Genomic DNA, 16,365 nt, shown 5'->3' with positions numbered 1-16,365 from the left:
CCGATGGACCACACCGCGCTGTCCCTGATCGAACTGGGGGCGGTCTTCTTCGTGCTGGGCGCGCTCGGACGCCTGGCCGGGAAGATCGGCCTCTCCCCCATCCCGCTCTACCTGCTCGGCGGCCTCTGCTTCGGCTCCGGCGGGCTGATCCCGCTGACCGACATCGGCGGCTTCACCCACCTCGCCGGCGAAATCGGCGTCGTGCTGCTGCTCCTGCTGCTCGGCCTGGAGTACTCCGCGGCCGAGCTGTTCACCGGGCTGCGCCGCTCGTGGACGGCGGGCCTGCTCGACATCGTCCTCAACGCCGCCCCCGGCGCGGCCGTCGCGCTGCTGCTGGGCTGGGGCCCGGTCGGCGCGATGGTGCTGGCGGGCGTCACGTACATCTCGTCGTCCGGCATCGTCGCGAAGGTCCTCGGCGACCTCGGCCGGCTCGGCAACCGCGAGACGCCGGTGGTGCTGTCGATCCTCGTGTTCGAGGACCTGGTGATGGCGCTCTACCTGCCGATCCTCACGGCGGTGCTGGGCGGCGTCTCGTTCCTCGGCGGCCTGGAGGCCGTCGGGATCTCGCTGCTGGTGATCACCGTGGTCCTGGTGATCGCCCTGAAGTTCGGCCGGTACGTCTCGGCCGCCGTCGACAGCCCGGACCGCGAAGTGTTCCTGCTCAAGGTCCTCGGCGCGGCGCTGCTGGTGGCCGGGCTGGCCTCGGCGATGCAGGTGTCGGCCGCGGTCGGCGCGTTCCTGCTCGGCATCGCGATCTCGGGCTCGACGGCGGAGAACGCGACGCACCTGCTCGAACCGCTGCGGGACCTGTTCGCGGCGGTGTTCTTCGTGGTGTTCGGGCTCAACACGAACCCGGCGTCGATCCCGCCGGTGCTCGGCTGGGCGATCGTGCTCGCGGTGGTGACGACGCTGACGAAGGTCGGCACCGGCTGGTGGGCGGCGCGGCGGCAGGGCATCGGGAAGATGGGCCGGGCCCGCGCCGGAGCGGCGTTGGTGGCCCGGGGCGAGTTCTCGATCGTCATCGCGGGCCTGGCGGTGACGGCGGGCGCGGTGGACGGCGAACTGGCCGCGTTGGCGACGGCGTACGTGCTGCTGATGGCGATCCTCGGCCCGACGGCGGCGCGGGTGGTGGAGCCGATCGCCCGCGCGCTGCACCGGAAGACGGCCACCCAGACCGCGGCGGCCGAAGCGAGCTAGCGCAGGTCCGCCCGGCCCGCCGACGGCACGAACGCGCCGCCGGCCGGGGCCGGGTGGGTCGTCGCGGCCTGCGGGATGCCCACCAGCGGGACCGACGCCGACGTCCGGGCCAGCTCCAGCGTGACCCGCCCCGGCTGGGCCGGGCCGCGGATGAAGCTCCCGTCCGTGCCGCCGATGATCAACGCCAGCGCGTGCCCCTTCGGCACGACGTGGTCGGTCGAGGCCAGCCGGAACGTCATCGTGTACGCCGTCCCCGGCGTCAGAACCCGTTCCTGCGCAAGGGAAGCGTAGTTCGCCAGGTCCGCCCAGCCGCGGCTGAGGATCGTGTAGCCGACCTTCTTCACGTCCGCCGACGTGATCTTGTAGCAGGCATCGTCACCCGGCGCCGACGAGCCCCAGCAGTTCTCCGTGGTCCCCGTCTTGACCCCTTCGCCGCTGCCGGCGAAGTTGCGGATCGTCGCCGCGCCGAGGTCCACCAGCAGCGCGGAAAGCCGGGCCGACGCCGTGCTCGGCGTCGCCGTCACCGTGATCGACGTCGTCCCGGACACCTGCAGGTCCGAGGCCAGCGTGCCGGTCGAGTAGGTCAGCGCCGCGCTGCCCGGGTTCGTCACCCAGGTGTCCTCGCCGGCGTTCGGGTTGTCGGTGAACGACGCCGTCCCCGACGCCGTCGCGGTGCCGAGCGAACCGGAGGTGTGCGGCCGCAAGGTCGTGGCCACCGCGCCGGCGGCCGGGTAGGCACTCTGGTCGGCCCACTGGTCCGGCTGCCGCTCGACGCTGGCCTGCGGCCCGTTCTGGACGCCGTTGTCGAGGCCCAGCAGGTAGTGGTCGAACCACCGGTGCAGCAGGTCGACCCAGTCGGCGCGCCGGTAGTCGAACGGGTCGACGTGCCCGGTCTGCGACAGCCAGATCTTCTTCTCGACGTTCAGCCCGCTCCACCACTGGCCGAAGTTGATCGTCTTGACGTTCAGGTCGTTGACGCCGTGCGACAGCAGCACGCTCGCGCGCACGGTGCCCGCGTGCGCGGCGTAGTCCCGGTCCGCCCACTGCGGCCCGTAGTCGCCGTTGGCCGTCGCGCCCTGCTTGAGGACCTGGTTCTGCGCGGAGCAGTTCTGCCCGCTGTTGCCTGCTTCGACGGTCTGCGCCAGCCCGTCCGGGTTGAAGCCGAACGTCGCGCCGTCGGAGCGGTAGTAGTCGTACCAGGAGCTGATCGCCGAGATCGGCACGATCGTCTTCAGCCCCGCGACACCGGTCGCCGCGACGCCGTTGGCGATCGTGCCGTCGTAGGACTTCCCGATCATGCCGACGTTCCCGGAGCTCCAGCCCGCGGTCACCGCGCTCCCGCCGGTCTTCGCGCTGTACCCGGTGGCGCGCCCGTTCAGCCAGTCGACGACCTTGCGCGCCGAGTCGACGTCCGAAGCGCCGCCGACGTCCGCGCAGCCGGCGGACCGGTTCGTCCCGACCAGGTCGACGAGCACCACGGCGTACCCGCGCGGCACGAAGTAATTGTCGTAGAACAGGGGGAACTTCACCGGCTTCCCGGCGCTGTCGTACGACTTGAGCTCGCTCTCGTTGCCGCGCCCGCAGCACGAGTAGTACGGGCTGGCGTCCATGATCACCGGCACGCCCGAGGTCAGCTCGCTCGGCCGGACGATGTCGGCGGCGACGCGGTCGGGCTTGCCGTCGCCGTCGCCGTCGTGGCCGATGTCGACCCAGACGGTTTCACGGACCGCCTTCGCGTAGTCGTAGACCGGCTCGCTCGCCGCGGGCGCCGCGGCGGCCGGCGCCACCGTGCCGGCCACGAGCACCGCGAGGACCCCGCACACCACCCCGAGTCGCATGCCCGTCACGCTAGCGAGCCGGGGATCACCACCGCCACGGCGGAAAGTCGGGCGTACGGTGGCCCCGTGACGGAGTCCCTGCCCGCAGTGAGCCGCACGGCTGTCGGCGTCGCCGCGTTGCGCGCCTACGAAAGCAGCCGCCCGGACCGCCTGTTCGACGACCCCTACGCGGCCGCGTTCTTCGCGGCGGGCCGCTCGGCCCTCCCCGGCCTGGAACGCGGCAGCGCGCAGGCGGGCCTGGGCGCCCTGATCTACCCGCAGGTCGCCATCCGGACCCGGTTCTTCGACGACTACCTGCTCGACGCCGGCTGCGCGCAGGTCGTGCTCCTCGCGGCCGGGCTCGACGCGCGGGCGTTCCGGCTGGCCTGGCCGCCGGGCACCCGGCTGTTCGAGCTGGACCTACCGGATGTGCTGGCGTTCAAGGACGACGTGCTCGCCACGCAGGGCGCCACACCGGCGTGCGCGCGGATCGTCGTGCGCGCGGACCTACGGGAGGATTGGGCCGCGCCGCTGCGCGAAGCCGGGTTCGACCCCGCCGTGCCGACGGCGTGGCTGGCCGAGGGGCTGTTGATCTACCTGTCGTACGAGGAGGCTTCCCGGCTGCTGACCACCGTGGGCGAGCTGTCCGCGCCGGGTAGCCGGGTGTCGTTCGAACACCGGCCGGGCGACGCGCCGGATAGCCTGCTGGCGCGCGCCAAGGCGGCCCCGGGCGGTGAGCACGTCACGCGCCTGCGGAAGGGCGGCCTCGGCGACCGGGCCCCGCAGTGGCTGCGCGAGCACGGCTGGGAGCCCGCCACAGTCACCCGCTCGGAGCTGGCGGCGGGGTACGGCCGCCAGGACGAGCAGACCCCGGACGGGTTCGTCACCGCCGTGCTCTGACAACCGGGGCTTCGCCCCAGGCCGGGGGCTTCGCCACCCGGACCCCCAAAGAGCGGCGTCAGAGCTCGACGTTGCGGTAGAGCGCGCCGACCTCGGTCTTCGTCAGCCGCCGGATCGAGCCGACGCGCTGGTTGCCGAGCTGGACGTCGCCGACCGCGGTGCGGACCAGCTTGAGCACCGGGTGCCCGGTGTCCTTGAGCAGGCGGCGCACGATGTGCTTCTTGCCCTCGTGGATGACCAGCTCCACCAGCGACTTGCCGGAGTGCATGTCCTTGACCCGGAACTGGTCGACCTTGACGATGCCGTCCGGCAGCTCCCAGCCGTTGCGCAGTTCCTTGCCCAGGCCGCGCGGCACGAGGCCGTCGACCTCGGCGAGGTAGGTCTTGAGCACCCGGTAGGACGGGTGCATCAGCCGGTGCCCGAGGTCGCCGTCGTTGGTGAGCAGCAGCAGGCCCTCGGTGTTCTCGTCGAGCCGCCCGACGTGCACGACGCCGGGGGTCTCCTCGTAGCGGCCGGCCAGGTAGTCGCCGACGCACGGGCGGCCGCGGTCGTCCGACATGGTCGAGTGCACGCCCTTGGGCTTGTTCAGGGCGAGGTAGATCAGGTCGTCGCGCAGGTTCACGCGGGTGCCGTCGACGTGGATGATCGCCTCGTCCGGGTGCACCCGGCGGCCCAGCTCGGTGACGACCTCGCCGTTCACCTCGACCCGGCCGGCCGCGATCAGGTCCTCCGCCGCACGCCGGGAGGCGACCCCGGCCTGCGACAGCACCTTCTGCAGGCGGATGCCGTCGGGGTGTTCACTGGATGTCATCGATGGTGTCCACTTCGGGTAGCAACGGAGCGATGGCGGGCAGGTCGTTCAGTGACGACAGCCCCAGTCGCTCCAGGAACAGCTCGGTCGTCACGTACAGCGTGCCGGTCGTCTCGGGGTCGGTCCCCATCTCTTCGATGAGGCCGCGCGCGAGGAGCGTCCGGATCACGCCGTCCACGTTCACGCCGCGCACCGCGGCGACCCGCGCACGGGTCACCGGCTGCCGGTACGCGATCACGGCGAGGCTCTCCAGCGCGGCCCGGGTCAGCTTCGACCGCTGGCCGTCCAGCAGGAGCTTCTCCACGAACGGGGCGTAGACGTCCCTAGTGTAGAACCGCCACCCTTCGCCGACGCGCCGCAGGTCGATCCCGGAGGAGCGGTCGGTGAACTTCTGCGCCATGGTCCGGAGCGCGACGACGATCCGCGCCTTGGGCTGCCCGACGGTTTCGGCGAGGAGTTCCTCACTGGCGGGCGAGTCGACGACGAGGAGAAGGGCCTCGAGGGCGGCTTCGAGGGCCTCGTCGGAGGTGACGTCGGGCAGCGAGTCGGCATCGCCCGCGGCGACGAGGTCGGACTCGGGATCAGCGGGGTCGAGGTCGACCGGCTCGGCGGCGACCTCGGCCTCCGACTCGGGGGCTTCGGCCGGCTCAACAGCGGCAGCGCCATCGACCTCAGGCTCGGCAGCCACCTCAGCCGGCTCGGCGGCAGCATCAGCCTCCGACCCGGGCGCTTCGGCCGGCTCAACAGCGGCAGCGCCATCGACCTCAGGCTCGGCAGCCACCTCAGCCGGCTCGGCGGCAGCATCAGCCGCCGACCCGGGGACATCAGCCGGCTCAACAGCGGCAGCGCCACCGACCTCAGGCTCGGCAGCCACCTCGACCGAAGCTTCGTCGGCGGCCGCGGCTTCGGCCGCCTCGGCAGTGGCCTCCTCGACCACCGGCTCGCCGTCCTCGGTGACCGGCTCGCCGGACAGCGCCTCTTCGAGAGCCAGCTCCGCCGCGCCCTCGGCAGGCTCACCCGCAGGCGGTTCCGGTGCCTCGACCCCGGCGGACGGCACCTCGGCCGGCTCGCCCACCGGCGGCACCGGCGGTTGCGGTGCTTCCACCCGGTCGTTTTCTTCGGGGCTCACCCGTACTCCTCTTCGTCTCCGGCGATGCGGTCCAGCTCGGCCGCCGCGGAGGCCTCTTCCTTCGAGCCGCCCGTCCAGCGGACGTGCAGCTCCGCCAGTGCCTCGGTCTGCTCGAACTGGACCGTCGCCTCGCGGTAGAGCTCCAGCAGCGCCAGGAAGCGCGCCACGATCTCGACCGTGTGCTCGCAGTCGTCGACCAGCTCGCCGAACGTCGCCTGCCCGCGTTCCGCCAGCATCACCCGCAGCACCGCCGCGTGCTCGCGCACCGAGATGCGGCCCATGTGGATGTGGGCGATCGACACCGTCGGCGGCGGCTTCGGCCGGAAGACCGCCACCGCGATCTCCGCGAACTTCTCCGGCGTCACGCCCAGCATGACCTCGGGCAGCAGCCCGACGAACCGGTCCTCCAGCGCCACCGATCGCGGGTAGCGCCGCAGCGCGCCCTGCTCCAGCTCGCCGAACAGGGCTGCCACCTGCTTGTACGCGCGGTACTGCAGCACGCGCGCGAACAGCAGGTCACGTGCTTCGAGCAGCGCCAGGTCGTCCTCGCTCTCGACCTCGGCCGCGGGCAGCAGGCGTGCTGCCTTCAAATCCAGGAGCGTTGCCGCGATGACCAGGAACTCCGTCGTCTCGTCGAGGTTCCAGTCGGTGCCCAGCGCCCGCGTGTACGCGATGAAGTCGTCGGTGACCCGGTGCAGCGCCACCTCGGTGACGTCGAGCTGGTGCTGCGAGATCAGCTGCAGCAGCAGGTCGAACGGTCCCTCGAAGTTGGCCAGCCGCACCTTGAACTTCGACGTGCTCAGTTCCTCGGTGTTGACGCCTTCGGGGATCATCCCGCCGTGCACCGTCTGGTGCTCTTCGGGAACCAGGTCCTCCGGAGCCGGTGCCGGGACCGGTGCCGGCTCGTCCATCAGCCCTCGGTTTCGCCGCCGTCTGAGCCGACCACCCGCAGCCGCTGCACCAGCACCGACTCTTCGCCGTTCTGGTCGAAGTCGGCCAGCAGCACGGCGACCGCCTCGCGGACCAGCCGGCCGCGGTCGACGACCAGGTCGTGCTTCGCGCGCAACGTCAGCCGGGCCTGCTCCATGGCGACGAGCTCGTCGCCGGAGACGTACACGGTGATCTTCGCGTCGTGCTTGGTCCGGCCGGACCCGTGCGGGGCCGCGCTGCGGGCGAGCTGTTCGGTCCGGCCGTTGCCCGTGGGCTCGACGGGTTCGGCGGGCGCGGGCGGCGGCGCCTGGGGTGGGAGGTCGAGGGCGGGGCTGGCGGTGCTGGTCGTGATCCTGAAGAGTTCCGACGCTCCGGGCAGGGAGGCGCGCCTGCTCACCGAGCGATCACCTCGCGGGCCAGCTGACGGTACGCCGCCGCGCCGGCCGACTTGGGCGCCCAGGTCGTGATCGGCTCACCCGCGACCGTCGTCTCGGGGAACCGCACGGTGCGGTTGATGACCGTGTCGAACACGGTCTCGCCGAATGCCTCCACCACGCGAGCCATGACCTCCTTCGAATGCAGGGTTCTCGGGTCGTACATGGTGGCGAGAATCCCGACTATGTCCAGTTTGGGGTTGAGGCGTTCCTGGACCTTCTCGATGGTGTCGATCAGGAGGGCGACGCCTCGCAGACTGAAGAACTCGCACTCCAGCGGGATGATCACGCCGTCCGCAGCGGTCAGCGCGTTCACCGTGAGCAAGCCGAGCGAGGGCTGGCAGTCGACAAGAACATAGTCGTAGTCGTTCATGACCGGACGCAGGACCCGTAACAACGTGTGCTCGCGCCCTACCTCGGCGACGAGCTGGACCTCCGCCGCGGACAGGTCGATGTTGCTCGGCAGCAGGTCAACGCCGTCGACGCGGGTTTTCATCAGCACGTCGGTGGCGCTGACCGACCGCTCCATGATGGCGTTGTAGACCGTGTGGTCGAGCTCGTGCGGCTGGATGCCGAGCCCGACGGCGAGGGCGCCCTGCGGGTCGAAGTCGACGAGCAGCACCTTGCGGCCGTACTCGGCGAGCGCGGCGCCCAGGTTGATGGTCGACGTCGTCTTGCCGACGCCGCCCTTCTGGTTGCACATCGCCATGATCTTGGCCGGGCCGTGCTGCTCCAGCGGCGCCGGATCGGGGTGCTCGCGGATCGGGCGGCCGGTCGGCCCGATGCCCTCGAGCCTGACCTTCTTGCCGTTGCGCTCCTGCGGTTCGTCGCCGTCGTGGATCGCGGGCGTGGCGATGGTGACCTGGCTGAGGTTCGCCGCCGCCGACCCGGCGGACTCGGCCGGGTGGGCCGGCTGGTTCGGTGTCGACATGGCGGGAAAGCTCCTTGTTCGTCAGCGTCCGCCGCAGCCTATGCGCGGAGCCGAACCCCCGGCAAAGCAACGCGCCGGACTCGGTGGGGCAATGTCACTCGACCGTCGGTCCAGCGTATGAAGGCTGTCGACCCTCTATAGGGCCGTCTAGCCCAGTGCCCGGGGGTGCGCCGTCGCGTACACCTCGCGCAGGGTGTTGACCGTGACCAGCGTGTACACCTGCGTCGTCGTCACCGAAGCGTGGCCGAGCAGTTCCTGGACGACCCGGACGTCCGCGCCGCCTTCGAGCAGGTGCGTGGCGAAGGAGTGGCGCAGGGTGTGCGGCGAGACCGCGGCGACGATCCCCGCCCGTTCGGCGGTGTCCTTGAGGACCTGCCACGCGCTCTGCCGCGAAAGCCGGCTGCCGCGGGCGTTGAGGAACAGCGCCGCGGTGCCGCGGCCGTGGGCGGCGAGCGCCGGGCGCGCGCGGACCGTGTAGGCGTGCAGCGCGGCGAGCGCCGGCCGCCCGATCGGGACGATGCGCTGCTTGCCGCCCTTGCCGTCGAGCAGGACGGTGCGTTCGGTGTCGTCGACGTCGTCGACGTCCAGCCCGACGGCTTCGGAGATCCGGGCGCCGGTGGAGTAGAGCACTTCCAGCAGCGCCCGGTCGCGCAGGGGGCGTTCGCCGTCCGGCGGCGGGGTCTCGAGCAGCCGCAGGACGTCGTCGACGGGCAACGCCTTGGGCAGCCGCTTCGCCGGCGTCGGCGGCCGGACCTCGCGGGCCGGGTTGTGCTCGGTGAGCCCCTCGGCGTGGGCGAACTTGTGCAGGCCCCGCACGGCGACCAGCGCCCGCGCGGCCGACGACGCGGCCAGCGGCCGGTGCTCGTCGTCGCCTTCACGAAGAGCGGCACCGAAGGAGGTGACGTGCGCGGCGGTGACGTCGGCGATCTTGGCGATGCCGACGCCGTCGAGGTGCGCGGCGTACCGGCGCAGGTCACGGGCGTAGCTGTCCAGGGTGTTGCGCGCGGTTCCGCGTTCGACGACCAGGTGGTCGAGGTACGCGGCGATCGCGCCGGCCGTGCTGTGCGGGCTGGAGGCCACGCCGGACACCTTAGGCCGCCCGGGGGCCGTGACCCGGCAGAAACCCCGTTCTCAGCTGGACGCGGTTACCGTGGATTTCATGGAGTCGGACGAGCTCCGCATCGGCACGGCCGAGCGGGAGGAAGCGGCGAGGCTGCTGGCCGACCACTTCGGCATGGGCCGCATCACGCCGGACGAGTACGAGACGCGGGTGACGGACGCCTACGCGGCGACGACGCTGGGCGACCTGCGGCCGCTGTTCCGCGACCTGCCGCAGCCGCACCCGGGCTTCTTCGGCCCGCCGCCGCCGATGTACGCGCAGCCGACGATGTACGCGCAGCCGACGATGCAGCTGCCGATGTACGCCCCGCCGATGCCGGACCCGTACGCGCCGCCGGCCCCGGTGCCGTACGCGCCGGTCCCCTACTCCTACCGGTCCAAGACCGTGGCCGGGGTGCTCCAGATCGTGCTGCCGTTCGGCGCCGGCCGGTTCTACACCGGCCAGATCGGGCTGGGCCTGCTGCAGCTGTTCGTCGTCCTGATGACCGGGGTCGGCATGATCTGGCCGATCGTCGACGGCATCATGCTCCTGAACAACGGCGGCCTGGATGCCCAGGGCCGTCCGCTGCGCCCCTGAACCGGGACGCAGCGGAGCGGCTCAGGCTTCCTTGCGCTTGGCGAACGCCGTCGGGCGGTCCTCCCACGGCGCGTCTGCCGGGCGCGCCTCGGCGCCGCCGGTGACGACCGCGTGCGCGGCCAGCACGCCGGACACCGTCGCGCCGTTGATCAGCTCGCCCGCCAGGGCCATCCGGACGGCCTCGGCGAGCGGGAACTTGCGGATGACGAGGTCCGCCTCCTCCTCGCCGAGCACGTCGCGGTCCACATCGGACAGTCCGCGGGCCAGGAAGACCCGCACGACCTCGTCGGTGAAGCCGGGCGACGCCGCGACGTCGACCAGGGTCACCCAGTCCGCGGCGGCCAGCCCGACCTCCTCGACCAGCTCGCGCTTGGCCGTGCCGACCGGGTCCTCGCCGAGGTGGTCGATCAGGCCGGCGGGCAGCTCCCACAGCCGGTGCCCGATCGGGTGCCGGTACTGGTGGATGAGCGTGACCTGCTGGTCGTCGTCCAAGGCGACGATCGCCACCGCGCCGAGGTGCTCGATCACCTCGCGGGTCGCGGTGTTGCCGTCCGGCATCACGACCTCGTCGATCCGCAGACCGACGACGCGTCCGATGTGGACATCCCGGCTGGAGGCGACGCTGAACTCGTGCTCGCCCGGCGCGGTCATCGGGCCGCCACCGGGGCTTCGGGCAGCTCGACCGGCAGCCGCTCGGCGACCTTGCGGTCCACGACGGCCTTGACGAACGCGCTGAAGAGCGGGTGCGGCCGAGTCGGGCGGCTCTTGAGCTCGGGGTGCGCCTGGGTGCCGACGAAGAACGGGTGCACCTCGGCCGGCAGCTCGACGAACTCGACCAGGCGGTCGTCCGGCGACGTGCCGGAGAACACCAGGCCCGCGTCCGAGAGCTGCTTGCGGTAGGCGTTGTTGACCTCGTAGCGGTGCCGGTGGCGCTCGGACACCTCGGTGGTGCCGTACGCCTTCGCGACCTGCGAACCCGGCTTGAGCTTCGCCGGGTAGGCGCCCAGGCGCATGGTGCCGCCCATGTCGCGCTCCCCCGCGACGACGTCGCGCTGGTCGGCCATCGTCGAGATCACCGGGTGCTGGGTGTTCTCGTCGAACTCCGACGAGCCGGCGTCGGTGATGCCGGCCAGGTGCCGGGCGCCCTCGATGACCATGCACTGCAGGCCGAGGCACAGGCCGAGCAGCGGGACGCCGCGGGTGCGGGCGTACTCGATCGCGCCGACCTTGCCCTCGATGCCGCGGATGCCGAACCCGCCCGGGATCAGCACACCGTCCACATCGGACAGCACGGACGCGGCGCCGGACGCGGTCTGCGCGTCGTCGGAGGCGACCCAGACGATCTCGACCTTGGCGCGGTGGGCGAACCCGCCCGCACGCAGGGCCTCGGTGACCGACAGGTAGGCGTCCGGCAGGTCGATGTACTTGCCGACGACCGCGATCCGCACGATCTCGCTCGGGTTGTGCACCCGGTCGAGCAGGTCGCCCCACACCGTCCAGTCGACGTCGCGGAACGGCAGCCCGAGGCGGCGGACGACGTAGGCGTCGAGCGCCTCGCCGTGCAGCACCTTCGGGATGTCGTAGATCGACCGCGCGTCCGGGCAGGCGATGACGGCCTCGGTGTCGACGTCGCACATCAGGCCGATCTTGCGCTTGAGGTCCTCGGGGATCTCGCGGTCGGCCCGGCAGACCAGCGCGTCGGGCTGGATGCCGATGTTGCGCAGCGCGGCGACCGAGTGCTGGGTCGGCTTCGTCTTGAGCTCGCCCGACGGCGCCAGGTACGGCACCAGCGAGACGTGCAGGAAGAAGCAGTGGTCGCGGCCGACGTCGTGGCGGACCTGGCGGCAGGCCTCCAGGAACGGCAGGGACTCGATGTCGCCGACCGTGCCGCCGACCTCGGTGATCACGACGTCCGGCGTCTGGCCGGCCTCGTCGGGCTCGGCGGCCGCGGTGATCCGGGACTTGATCTCGTCGGTGATGTGCGGAATGACCTGCACGGTGTCGCCGAGGTACTCGCCGCGGCGCTCCTTGGCGATCACCTCGGAGTAGACCTGGCCGGTCGTGACGTTGGCCTTGCCGTCGAGGTCGCGGTCGAGGAAGCGCTCGTAGTGCCCGATGTCGAGGTCGGTCTCGGCGCCGTCGTCGGTGACGAACACCTCACCGTGCTGGAACGGGTTCATCGTCCCGGGGTCGACGTTGAGGTACGGATCGAGCTTCTGCATCGTGACGCGAAGCCCGCGCGCGGTAAGGAGTTGTCCCAGGCTGGAAGCCGTGAGTCCCTTACCCAGAGAGGAGGCGACGCCTCCGGTGACAAATACGTACTTGGTAGCCCGCGACTGAAGTCCCACGGGCCGCCAGCATATCCGAAGACCGCGGAACCGCGCGCCGGGACATGCCCGAAGTGTCTTTTGTGCTCTTGACCACCCGGCGGGGTGACTCAGGCGGCGGCCTTGGCGAGCCGCAGGCGCGGCCGTCCGGTGAGCGCGCGACTGCCCGGGAGGCGCCGCAGCGCCTCGACGATGACGATCGTCAGCGCGAGCGTGGCCACGTAGATGATCACGCTCAGCCAGGGCGCGCCGAAGCGCTCCGCCACGTGCGGGATCACCGGGCCGAGGAACGCCAGCGCGAGCGGGTGGACCAGGAAGATGCTGAACGACCGGTTCGCCGCCCACGAGACCAGCCGGGCACCCCGGCCGCCCTCCCTGCGCCGCGCGGCCCACCACGTCGTGAAGGCGTAGATCGCCGCGATCACGGTCACGCACCACGGGATGAGGTAGGGCTGGAACGGGTCGCTGGTCACCTGCGGGAACGTTCCACTGTGGACGGTCCGGAGGTAGTACCACTCGGTGCCGGCCAGCACCGCCACGAGCGCGCCGCCGAGCAGCAGCCGGTGCCGGCCGACCCAGGCGTGCACGGCCTCGAAGTGCATGGCCACCACGGCGCCGAACAGCGTGTAGAACTGGTACGGCAGCAACGTGGCGTACAGGTGGGTGATCGTCTCGTAGCTGACGCCGAACGGCTGGTACGTCATGAAGAGCGTCACGCCGACCTGCAGCGCCCCGCTGCCCAGCAGCAGCCACTTGTGCTTGCCCTCGGTCGCCCGCAGCAGCTTCATGATCCACGGGAACAGCAGGTAGACCTGCATCGTCACGAGCAGGAAGTACAGGTGGTACCAGGCGCCGCCGGTGGCGAGGTCCTTGAGCAGCAGGCGCATCGACGCTTCGAGCGATGCCGGCTGCTGCGTGCCGGTGACCAGCGAGAACGCCCAGAAGAACATCGACCAGGCCAGGTACGGCGTCGCGACCAGCGGCAGCCGGCGGCGCCAGAAGTCGGCCGGGGTGATCTCCCGGCCGCGGTTCTGGAACACCAGCACGAACCCGGTCAGCGCGAAGAACGCCTCCCGCGTGAAGTGCAGCGGGGTCTCGACGGCGTTGGCGCCGACGTCCTGCGCGAAGTTCGTCGCACCCACCACGTGGATGAGGATGACGCAGGCGAACGTGACCAGCCGGAACAGGTCGATCTGGTGCAGGTACGGCGCTTTCCCACCCGGTCTCGCGATCCGGGACGGCGCCTCGAGAGTGGCCTGGGCAGTCGTCATCGTGCCGCCATTCCGGCACCGTCGTCGGCGTGGTTCACGTTGTCAGACTTGCCACCCATTCTGTGAACTTCCCATGAAGGCACTGGGAAGCGCCTGTTGGCCGGGCCTCCGCGGGCTGTTGGAAATGCCACGTCCGCTCAGGGAGCGGGGAGCCGGCGACCATGTTAACGCGTGAGCCTTCCGGCACCGAGCGTGACCTTCGTCATCCGGCCGTGATCAGCGGAAAACATCCCCTTCGACCTCCTGCCGGACCGCTTCGAGAGCGGCACGGAGTTCGGCGTGTCCCACCGAACCGAGCGCCGGCCGCAGCGCCTGCGGGACGGCCGGGGTCGTCGCGAACGGCTCGGCCGTGGCGACCGCCACCCGCCGCCGGGCCAGCGCCGCGACGATGCGGTCCGGCCGGGAGTCGGGGGCGAGCGGCAGCCACCGGAAGTACGACGACGGGTGCCCGATCCACGGAAGCCCGGCCAGCACCTCCGAAGCGAGCGCCTGGCGCCCTCGCGCGTCTTCGCGCTTGCGGACCTCCAAGCGGGCCACGGTACCGTCGTCGAGCCAGCGGCGCGCGAGGGCCGCGGTCAGGGCGGGCGTGTTCCACGTCGTGGACCGGATCGCGGTCTCGAGCCCGGCGACGAGACCGGGCGGCGCGGCGACGAACCCGACGCGCAACCCGGTCGCGACGCTCTTGGACAGTCCCGAAACGTAGACGGTCGTTTCGGGCGCGAGCATCGCCAGCGGCGGCGGCGCCTCCTCGGCGAGGTAGGCGTACGAAGCGTCCTCGATGATCGTCAGCCCGTGCTGCCGGGCGATCTCCACGAGCCGCGCGCGCTGCCCGGCGGAGAGCACCCAGCCCAGCGGGTTGTGCAGGGTCGGCATCGCGTACACCGCGCGCACCCGGCGCCGTCGGCACAGCCGGTCGAGGGCGTCGAGATCGGGACCCTCGGCGGTCACCGGCAGCGGCGCGAGGTCGAGCCCGAGCGTGCGCGCGAGCACCCGGAAGCCCGGGTAGGTGAGGGCGTCGACCGCGACGACGTCGCCGGGCCGCAGCAGCGCCATCGCCGTCACCGCCAGGCCGTGCTGGGCGCCGTCGACGATCAGCACGCGTTCGCGGCCGACGTCGAGCCCGCGCCTTCGCAGGTGCCGGGCGACGGCGGCGCGGTCGTCGGCGCGTCCGCGGTGCGGCTGGTAGCGCAGCAGCGCGTCGAGGTCCCCGGCCGTGGCGAGGTCCCGCAGTGCCTCGCGCAGCAGATCGGCCTGGCCGGGGATCGAAGGCGAGTTGAAGCTGAGGTCGACGGCGTCGGCCGCGACCGCCCGCTCGTCGACGCCGTCACCGGCGGCGAGGTCCCGGACGAACGTGCCCCGCCCCTGCTCGCAGCTGACCAGGCCCATCGCTGCCAGCTCGGCGTAGACGCGGGAGGCCGTCACGACGGCGATGCCCTCGTCGGCCGCGAGCCGCCGGTGGGTGGGCAGCCGCGTTCCGGCCGGCCACCGGCCGCCCCGGATCTTCGCCGTGAACGCGTCCACGACGCCCTTGTACTTCGGCACCCGCACGCCGCGATTGTAGGCAGGACAATTTGCGGACTGTCCTGGATCGACCGGCCTAGCGTGCGGGCATGCACACCGCGATCCTCACCTTCGACGGCTACAACGAACTCGACTCGCTCATCGCGCTGGGCGTCCTCAACCGCGTCAAAGAACCGGGCTGGCGCGTCTCGATCGCGAGTCCCACGCCGCGGGTGACGTCCATGAACGGGGTGACGATCGACGCGATGATCGGCCTGGACGAAGCCTGCACGGCCGACGCCGTGATCGTCGGCAGCGGCGCGAAGACCCGGGAGGTTGTCGAGGACCCGGCGATCATGACGACGCTGCGTGGCCTCGACCCGGCGCGGCAGCTGATCGGCGCGCAGTGCTCCGGCACGCTCGTGCTGGCGAAGCTCGGGCTGCTCGCGGACGTGCCCGCCTGCACCGATCTCACGACCAAGCCCTGGGTCCTCGCGGCGGGCGTCGAGGTCCTGAACCAGCCGTTCTTCGCCCGCGGCCCGCTCGCCACCGCGGGCGGCTGCCTGGCCTCGGCCTACCTCGCCACCTGGGTCCTCGCCCGGCTGCACGGCCTCGAAGCGGCCGAGCACGCCATGCACTACGTCGCGCCGGTCGGCGAGAAGGAGGAGTACGTCGAGCGGGCGCTGCGGAACGTGACGCCCTACCTCGAACCGGCGCCGATCTCCGCCTGATCGGTGCCGAAGAGGGACTTCAAGGTCACCTCGCGGTTGACCCGCACGTGCTCGACGGCGAACGCCTTCGCGCGCTCCGCGTCCCCCGACGCGATCGCCTCGTAGAGCCGGCGGTGCTCGTCGAGCAGCTCGGCCCAGTGCTCGTTCTGGCTGGTGAGCCAGCGGAGCCGGCCCTGCAGGGGCTGCAGCATCGTGGTCAGCAGCGTGTTGCCCGCGATGGCCACGATCTCGTCGTGGAAGCGCGAGTTGAGCACGGTGATCCGGGCCGCGTCGCCGCGGGCCGTCGCGCGGGCCGCGTCGGCGAGCATCCGTTCCAGGCGCTTCAGCTCCGGCGCGCCCGCCCGTTCGGCGGCGCGTCCCGCGGCGAGCCCTTCGAGGGCTTCCCGGACGTCGAACAGCTCCTCGACGTCGACCCGCGCGAGCTGCCGCACGACGATCCGCCGCGCCGACTGCTCGACGAGGAACCCTTCGGCCTCGAGGCTGCGGATGGCCTCGCGCACCGGCACCCTGGACACGCCGAGGTCTTCCGCCAGCTCGCGCTCGACCAGCCGGTCGCCGGGGCGGAGGCGGCCGGTCAGGATCCGTTCGCGCAGCTCGTCGCGCACCCGCTGCCGGGTGGCCGCGAGAGGTTGCCGCTCGCTCGCCGACGTCACGGGTCCCCTCTCGCTCAACACGCCCGTAACCGGACGTT

General features: G+C 71.7%; 16 protein-coding genes. 4 read left to right on the top strand and 12 right to left on the bottom strand.

The window, feature by feature from the left end; genetic code table 11:
- Positions 1-3: 3 nt before the first annotated feature.
- Positions 4-1,197, top strand: coding sequence for a cation:proton antiporter (locus OG738_RS27995; protein ID WP_329045314.1), 1,194 nt, complete (start codon positions 4-6; stop codon positions 1,195-1,197).
- Here the strand turns inward: OG738_RS27995 and OG738_RS27990 are convergent.
- Positions 1,194-3,035, bottom strand: a complete 1,842-nt coding sequence (locus tag OG738_RS27990) for a Xaa-Pro dipeptidyl-peptidase (RefSeq protein ID WP_329045313.1) — start codon at positions 3,033-3,035, stop codon at positions 1,194-1,196. The genes OG738_RS27995 and OG738_RS27990 overlap by 4 nt on opposite strands.
- 66 nt (positions 3,036-3,101) lie before the next feature.
- Between OG738_RS27990 and OG738_RS27985 the strand changes: the two genes are divergently transcribed.
- Positions 3,102-3,914, top strand: a complete 813-nt coding sequence (locus tag OG738_RS27985; protein ID WP_329045311.1) for an SAM-dependent methyltransferase — start codon at positions 3,102-3,104, stop codon at positions 3,912-3,914.
- A gap of 58 nt (positions 3,915-3,972) precedes the next feature.
- On the opposite strand, the gene OG738_RS27980 is transcribed toward OG738_RS27985, so the two are convergent.
- The 6 genes from OG738_RS27980 to xerD all read right to left on the bottom strand — a co-directional run bounded on the left by OG738_RS27980 (position 3,973) and on the right by xerD (position 9,229).
- Positions 3,973-4,725, bottom strand: a complete 753-nt coding sequence (locus OG738_RS27980) for a pseudouridine synthase (protein WP_329045310.1) — start codon at positions 4,723-4,725, stop codon at positions 3,973-3,975.
- Positions 4,712-5,413 carry an SMC-Scp complex subunit ScpB gene (scpB, locus tag OG738_RS27975; protein WP_442875958.1) on the bottom strand — a complete coding sequence of 234 codons (702 nt, stop codon included), beginning with the start codon at positions 5,411-5,413 and terminating at the stop codon, positions 4,712-4,714. Before scpB ends, OG738_RS27980 begins: the two co-directional genes overlap by 14 nt.
- Before the next feature lie 437 nt (positions 5,414-5,850).
- Positions 5,851-6,765 (bottom strand): segregation and condensation protein A, encoded by a 915-nt coding sequence (locus OG738_RS27970; RefSeq protein ID WP_329045308.1) that lies wholly within the window; start codon positions 6,763-6,765, stop codon positions 5,851-5,853.
- Positions 6,765-7,181 carry a cobyrinic acid a,c-diamide synthase gene (locus OG738_RS27965; protein ID WP_329045306.1) on the bottom strand — a complete coding sequence of 139 codons (417 nt, stop codon included), beginning with the start codon at positions 7,179-7,181 and terminating at the stop codon, positions 6,765-6,767. Before OG738_RS27965 ends, OG738_RS27970 begins: the two co-directional genes overlap by 1 nt.
- Entirely contained in the window at positions 7,178-8,149 is a 972-nt protein-coding gene (locus OG738_RS27960; RefSeq protein WP_329045304.1) for a ParA family protein, read from the bottom strand. The genes OG738_RS27965 and OG738_RS27960 overlap by 4 nt, the downstream gene beginning before the upstream one ends.
- A gap of 147 nt (positions 8,150-8,296) precedes the next feature.
- Positions 8,297-9,229 carry a site-specific tyrosine recombinase XerD gene (gene xerD / locus OG738_RS27955; RefSeq protein ID WP_329045302.1) on the bottom strand — a complete coding sequence of 311 codons (933 nt, stop codon included), beginning with the start codon at positions 9,227-9,229 and terminating at the stop codon, positions 8,297-8,299.
- Between the two features lie 79 nt (positions 9,230-9,308).
- Here xerD and OG738_RS27950 point away from each other — a divergent pair, with 79 nt between their 5' ends.
- Positions 9,309-9,845 carry a DUF1707 domain-containing protein gene (locus OG738_RS27950; protein ID WP_329045300.1) on the top strand — a complete coding sequence of 179 codons (537 nt, stop codon included), beginning with the start codon at positions 9,309-9,311 and terminating at the stop codon, positions 9,843-9,845.
- 21 nt (positions 9,846-9,866) lie between these two features.
- Here the strand turns inward: OG738_RS27950 and OG738_RS27945 are convergent, their stop codons facing one another.
- From OG738_RS27945 to OG738_RS27930, 4 genes are all read right to left on the bottom strand, one after another.
- Positions 9,867-10,496: an NUDIX hydrolase gene (locus OG738_RS27945; protein ID WP_329045298.1), complete on the bottom strand. Its 630-nt coding sequence runs from the start codon at positions 10,494-10,496 to the stop codon at positions 9,867-9,869.
- On the bottom strand, positions 10,493-12,193 hold the full coding sequence (locus OG738_RS27940) for a CTP synthase (protein ID WP_329045297.1): 1,701 nt from the start codon (positions 12,191-12,193) through the stop codon (positions 10,493-10,495). The genes OG738_RS27945 and OG738_RS27940 overlap by 4 nt, the downstream gene beginning before the upstream one ends.
- 89 nt (positions 12,194-12,282) lie before the next feature.
- Positions 12,283-13,443 carry an acyltransferase gene (locus tag OG738_RS27935; RefSeq protein ID WP_329045295.1) on the bottom strand — a complete coding sequence of 387 codons (1,161 nt, stop codon included), beginning with the start codon at positions 13,441-13,443 and terminating at the stop codon, positions 12,283-12,285.
- A gap of 216 nt (positions 13,444-13,659) precedes the next feature.
- A complete protein-coding gene (locus tag OG738_RS27930; RefSeq protein WP_329045293.1) occupies positions 13,660-14,991 on the bottom strand; it encodes an aminotransferase-like domain-containing protein in 1,332 nt (443 codons plus the stop codon).
- 62 nt (positions 14,992-15,053) lie between these two features.
- Here OG738_RS27930 and OG738_RS27925 point away from each other — a divergent pair, with 62 nt between their 5' ends.
- Entirely contained in the window at positions 15,054-15,674 is a 621-nt protein-coding gene (locus OG738_RS27925) for a DJ-1/PfpI family protein (RefSeq protein ID WP_329045292.1), read from the top strand.
- On the opposite strand, the gene OG738_RS27920 is transcribed toward OG738_RS27925, so the two are convergent.
- The gene (locus OG738_RS27920; RefSeq protein WP_329045291.1) at positions 15,644-16,327 is read right to left on the bottom strand and encodes a GntR family transcriptional regulator; all 684 of its coding nucleotides are present in this window, start codon (positions 16,325-16,327) and stop codon (positions 15,644-15,646) included. The genes OG738_RS27925 and OG738_RS27920 overlap by 31 nt on opposite strands.
- Positions 16,328-16,365: the final 38 nt, after the last annotated feature.

It is taken from the genome of Amycolatopsis sp. NBC_01488 (assembly GCF_036227105.1).
GTDB lineage: Bacteria > Actinomycetota > Actinomycetes > Mycobacteriales > Pseudonocardiaceae > Amycolatopsis.
The sequence above is the reverse complement of the archived record's forward strand: the minus strand, read 5'-3'. Positions and strand labels throughout refer to the sequence as shown.

What these genes read in the sequence shown, in the direction of transcription:
- OG738_RS27995 (WP_329045314.1), top strand. Translation starts at nt 4, where the DNA reads ATGGACCACACCGCGCTGTCCCTGATCGAACTGGGGGCGGTCTTCTTC.
- OG738_RS27990 (WP_329045313.1), bottom strand. Translation starts at nt 3,035, where the DNA reads ATGCGACTCGGGGTGGTGTGCGGGGTCCTCGCGGTGCTCGTGGCCGGC.
- OG738_RS27980 (WP_329045310.1), bottom strand. Translation starts at nt 4,725, where the DNA reads ATGACATCCAGTGAACACCCCGACGGCATCCGCCTGCAGAAGGTGCTG.
- OG738_RS27970 (WP_329045308.1), bottom strand. Translation starts at nt 6,765, where the DNA reads ATGGACGAGCCGGCACCGGTCCCGGCACCGGCTCCGGAGGACCTGGTT.
- OG738_RS27960 (WP_329045304.1), bottom strand. Translation starts at nt 8,149, where the DNA reads ATGTCGACACCGAACCAGCCGGCCCACCCGGCCGAGTCCGCCGGGTCG.
- OG738_RS27950 (WP_329045300.1), top strand. Translation starts at nt 9,309, where the DNA reads ATGGAGTCGGACGAGCTCCGCATCGGCACGGCCGAGCGGGAGGAAGCG.
- OG738_RS27945 (WP_329045298.1), bottom strand. Translation starts at nt 10,496, where the DNA reads ATGACCGCGCCGGGCGAGCACGAGTTCAGCGTCGCCTCCAGCCGGGAT.
- OG738_RS27935 (WP_329045295.1), bottom strand. Translation starts at nt 13,443, where the DNA reads ATGACGACTGCCCAGGCCACTCTCGAGGCGCCGTCCCGGATCGCGAGA.
- OG738_RS27925 (WP_329045292.1), top strand. Translation starts at nt 15,054, where the DNA reads ATGCACACCGCGATCCTCACCTTCGACGGCTACAACGAACTCGACTCG.